Annotated in this window: 2 tRNA genes and 3 rRNA genes; all 5 read left to right on the forward strand. The window is 57.7% G+C overall.

Annotation, left to right across the window (positions count from 1 at the left end):
* The first annotated feature begins 179 nt into the window (after positions 1-179).
* Positions 180-1,679 (forward strand): 16S ribosomal RNA (locus BUB55_RS13475).
* A gap of 89 nt (positions 1,680-1,768) precedes the next feature.
* A tRNA-Ile gene (locus BUB55_RS13480) sits at positions 1,769-1,842 on the forward strand.
* A gap of 8 nt (positions 1,843-1,850) precedes the next feature.
* Positions 1,851-1,923 (forward strand) — tRNA-Ala (locus BUB55_RS13485).
* A gap of 166 nt (positions 1,924-2,089) precedes the next feature.
* Positions 2,090-4,993, forward strand: a 23S ribosomal RNA gene (locus BUB55_RS13490).
* A 104-nt stretch (positions 4,994-5,097) separates the two neighbouring features.
* A 5S ribosomal RNA gene (rrf, locus tag BUB55_RS13495) occupies positions 5,098-5,212 on the forward strand.
* The 16S, 23S and 5S rRNA genes sit together here with 2 tRNA genes alongside, the layout of an rRNA operon.
* Positions 5,213-5,255 lie beyond the last annotated feature (43 nt).

The raw sequence follows: 5,255 nt of genomic DNA on the forward strand, positions 1-5,255 counted from the left end.
AAATTCTATAATTGGCACCACTCCCGAGACGAGCGGTCCACAAGACCCCGGATCGAAGGGGACGGAGGCCCGAGAGGCCGCCGGGCAGTTTGAAGGAATCGGAGATGTGCTTAGTGACGGACCCAAGAGAGATTCTTGGAAGTCAATACGAACGTGATAACGGGACAGACTATAAAAAATCAATGAAGAGTTTGATCCTGGCTCAGAACGAACGCTGGTGGCGTGTCTTATACATGCAAGTCGAGCGGGGCAGCAATGCCCAGCGGCGAACGGGTGAGTAACGCGTAAGCAATCTGCCCCATATCAGGAAATACCCGTGCCAACGCGCGGTTAATGTCCAGGAGAGTGGCCCCCTGCATGGGGGGTTGACTAGAGATTTATCGGTATGGGATGAGCTTGCGTCCGATTAGCTAGTTGGCGGGGCAACGGCCCACCAAGGCGACGATCGGTAGCCGGCCTGAGAGGGTGATCGGCCACATTGGGACTGAGATACGGCCCAGACTCCTACGGGAGGCAGCAGTAGGGAATATTGCACAATGGGGGGAACCCTGATGCAGCAACGCCACGTGTGGGAAGAAGCATTTCGGTGTGTAAACCACTGTCGTGAGGGAATAATGTTGGCTTTCGGGCCAATTGAATGTACCTTGAAAGGAAGCACCGGCAAACTTCGTGCCAGCAGCCGCGGTAATACGAGGGGTGCAAGCGTTGTTCGGAATCACTGGGCGTAAAGGGAGCGTAGGCGGAAAGTCAAGCGGATTGTACAATCCCGGGGCCCAACCCCGGACCTGCAGTTCGAACTGGCTTTCTTGGATAGTTCAGGGGCAGGCGGAATTCCTGGTGTAGCGGTGGAATGCGTAGAGATCAGGAAGAACACCGATGGCGAAGGCAGCCTGCTGGGGACTTTATCGACGCTGAGGCTCGAAAGCGCGGGTAGCAAACAGGATTAGATACCCTGGTAGTCCGCGCCGTAAACGATGCATACTGGGTGTCCGGGGTTCGCCCCGGGTACCGCAGCCAACGCGTTAAGTATGCCGCCTGGGGAGTACGTACGCAAGTATGAAACTCAAAGGAATTGACGGGGGCCCGCACAAGCGGTGGAGCATGTGGTTTAATTCGAAGCAACGCGCAGAACCTTACCAGGGTTTGACATGGGATCGCCGCGGCGAGAGATCGCCGTTTTGCAGCAATGCAACGATCCGCACAGGTGCTGCATGGCTGTCGTCAGCTCGTGTCGTGAGATGTTGGGTTAAGTCCCGCAACGAGCGCAACCCACGTTTCCAGTTGCCACCCGCAAGGGGGCCCTCTGGAGAGACTGCCGGGGACAACCCGGAGGAAGGTGTGGATGACGTCAAGTCCTCATGGCCCTTACATCCTGGGCTACACACGTGCTACAATGGTCGGTACAATGGGTCGCAACGCCGCGAGGCGGAGCCAATCCTCAAAGCCGGCCTCAGTTCGGATCGGAGTCTGCAACTCGACTCCGTGAAGCTGGAATCGCTAGTAATCGTGGGTCAGCACACCACGGTGAATACGTTCCCGGGCCTTGTACACACCGCCCGTCAAGCCATGGGAGAAGGGAGTGCTCGAAGCCGCCTCAGGCGTCTAAAGCAAGACCTTTGACTGGGGCTAAGTCGTAACAAGGTAGCCGTACCGGAAGGTGCGGCTGGATTACCTCCTTTAAGGAGTAAACGCGGATTCGATCCGCACGCCTGTTGCCGTTCAGTTGACGCCCGTCACCCAAGCACGTCTCCGATTCTTTTACGAGCCCGGGTCTGTAGCTCAGCTGGTTAGAGCACCGCTCTGATAAGGCGGGGGTCAATGGTTCAAGTCCATTCAGGCCCATAGCTATCGGGGTTATAGCTCAACTGGTAGAGCGCCAGCTTTGCAAGCTGGATGTTAGGAGTTCGAGTCTCCTTAGCTCCAGTGGCGCCCCCGGGCGCAAGGGACCGCGCGAGACGCGGCCGGCATGTTGAAATTACGGCAGTGAAACCAACCAAGAAAAGCAATCAAGCAAGAGAGTGACTTGAAGCACCGATACGGTGGATTCGAGCTGCTCATGCAGTAGAACAGAGCTGAATCGTTGGAAATAGGAATTGAGCGAAGGAATGCACGCGGGGGATGCCTAGGCATCCGCCGGCGAAGAAGGACGGGCCAAGCCCCGAAAGTCCGGTGCGAGACGCAAAGGGTCTTTGACCACCGGGATTCCGAATGGGGAAACCCACGCGCAAGCGTACCCACGCGGCGAATACATAGCCGCGAGGGGGCCAACCCGGGGAACTGAAACATCTAAGTACCCGGAGGAAAAGAAATCAACCGAGATTCCCTCAGTAGTGGTGAGCGAACGGGGAGGAGCCCAGCCGGGCCATGCATTCAGGAGAGCGAGCGAAGCGGGATGGAAAGCCCCCCCACAGCAGGTGACAGGCCTGTAGCGAGCTGACCCTGGAGCATCCGGCGAAGAGTAGGACGGGACACGTGAAATCCTGTCCGAAGACGGGGGGACCACCCTCCAAGGCTAAATACGAGCGGATGACCGATAGTGCACAGTACCGTGAGGGAAAGGTGAAAAGCACCCCGAGAGGGGAGTGAAAGAGCGCCTGAAACCGCGTGCATACATTCTGTCGGAGGAAGGATTTATCCTTCTGACGGCGTGCCTTTTGTTTAATGAGCCAGCGAGTTGCTCGTGTACGGCGAGGTTAAGGGCCTCAGGCCCGGAGCCGAAGCGAAAGCGAGTCTCAACTGGGCGACCAGTCGTACACGGCAGACACGAAGCCTTAGTGATCTACCCATGGCCAGGCTGAAGCGGAAGTAACATTCCGTGGAGGGCCCAACCGATATACATTGAAACGTGTCCGGATGAGCTGTGGGTAGGAGCGAAAGACCAATCAAACTGGGCGATAGCTTGTTCTCTCCGAAACATATTTAGGTATGGCGTCGCGTTAGCTTCACGGGGGTAGAGCACTGGAAGGACTAGGGGGCACACCCGCTTACCAAACCCTATCAAACTCCGAATACCGTGAACGTGATGCGCGGCAGACAGCCCGCGGGTGATAAGATCAGCGGACGAAAGGGAAACAACCCGGACCACCGACTAAGCGTCCCCAAGTACGTGCTGAGTGGGAAAGGATGTGGGGTTGCACAGACAGCCAGGAGGTTAGCTTAGAAGCAGCTACCCTTTAAAGAAAGCGTAATAGCTCACTGGTCAAGCGACCCCGCGCCGAAAATGATCGGGACTAAGCACGTCACCGAAGTCGTGGAATGTGGCAACACATTGGTAGGAGAGCGTTCCGTAGGCCTGGGAAGGCGCGTGGCGATGCGCGCTGGAGGTATCGGAAACGAGAATGCTGGCATGAGTATGCGAAAACGCGGGTGAAAAACCCGCGCACCGTAAGTCCAAGGGTTCCTGGGCAAGGATAATCCCCCCAGGGTCAGTCGGGATCTAAGACGAGGCCGAGAGGCGTAGCCGATGACTATCCGGTTAATATTCCGGAACCCTGCAGGAAGCGTCATTACCGACGGGGTGACGCATGGGACGGCGCGTAGCGGCCGATGGACGCCGCGGATGGTATGCGAGGCTTGTGGGCGGCAAATCCCCCACATACACGCCCCAGGTACCGGACCTCCGGAGGGCTTCGGCCCGATGGGGAGTCGCGCACGCCCGTGCCGGGAAAAACCCCTAAGGGAGCCAATGCAGGCCCGTACCGTAAACCGACACAGGTGGACGAGGCGAATAGCCTAAGGTGCTCGAGACAACTCGGGAGAAGGAACTCGGCAAATTAACCCCGTAACTTCGGGATAAGGGGAGCCCCCCATGGTCAGGATGGACAGTCCGAAGCCACAGGGGGTCGCAGGGAAACGGCAGAAGCGACTGTTTACCAAAAACACAGGGCCATGCTAACACGCAAGTGGACGTATATGGTCTGACACGTGCCCGGTGCCGGAAGGTTAACAGGAGGGGTCAGCGCAAGCGAAGCCCTGAATCGAAGCCCCGGTAAACGGCGGCCGTAACTATAACGGTCCTAAGGTAGCGAAATTCCTTGTCGGGTAAGTTCCGACCTGCACGAATCGTGTAACGACTTCTGCACTGTCTCCTCCCGGGACTCGGCGAAATTGCAGTGCCGGTGAAGATGCCGGCAACCCGCACCTGGACGGAAAGACCCCATGAACCTTCACTGTATTTTGACATTGGTTTTAGGACTGGCATGTGTAGGATAGGTGGGAGGCTTCGAAGCGGCGACGCCAGTCGTCGTGGAGCCACCGTTGAAATACCACCCTTGCCCGTTTTGAGATCTAACCTCGTCCCGTCATCCGGGACAGGGACCGTGTCTGATGGTCAGTTTGACTGGGGCGGTCGCCTCCTAAACGGTAACGGAGGCATCCAATGGTTCCCTCAGCGCGGTCGGCAATCGCGCGAAGAGCATAAAGGCATAAGGGAGCTTGACTGCGAGACGGACACGTCGAGCAGGTACGAAAGTAGGGCTTAGTGATCCCGCGGTACAGCGTGGAAAGGCCGTTGCTCAATGGATAAAAGGTACTCTGGGGATAACAGGCTGATCTCCCCCAAGCGTTCATAGCGACGGGGAGGTTTGGCACCTCGATGTCGGCTCGTCGCATCCTGGGGCTGGAGAAGGTCCCAAGGGTTTGGCTGTTCGCCAATTAAAGCGGCACGCGAGCTGGGTTCAGAACGTCGTGAGACAGTTCGGTCCCTATCCGGTGTGGGCGTTGGAGACTTGAGGGAAGCTGTCCTTAGTACGAGAGGACCGGGACGGACGTACCTCCGGTGTACCGGCTGTCGCGCCAGCGGCATTGCCGGGTAGCCGTGTACGGATCGGAGAAACGCTGAAGGCATCTAAGCGTGAAGCCGTTCCCAAGATCAGGTCTCCCGGGGGCAACCCCCTGTAGGACCGTCGTAGACCACGACGTCGATAGGCCGCAGGTGTAAGTGCAGCGATGCATTGAGCCGAGCGGTACTAATAGTCCGTGCGAGCTCTTCCTTTCTTTCAACGTTTCAGTTCGCGCTGCGTGAGCAGCCCGGATCCATGAGTGCTTCGTCAACTCGACTGCGCCTTTCCTTGGAATTTTCACTGCCTTCGAAATTGTTTCAGCGGTTCTTGAGCGAGGGTCACACCCGTTCCCATTCCGAACACGGCAGTTAAGCCTCGCTTCGCCGATGGTACCTGGCCTCCGGGCCCGGGAGAGTAGGGCGCCGCTGGATTCACGCCCCCCATGAGGTAAACCTCGTGGGGGGCTTTTTTTAT

Origin of the sequence: Fibrobacter sp. UWP2 (genome assembly GCF_900141705.1) — a bacterium.
GTDB lineage: Bacteria > Fibrobacterota > Fibrobacteria > Fibrobacterales > Fibrobacteraceae > Fibrobacter.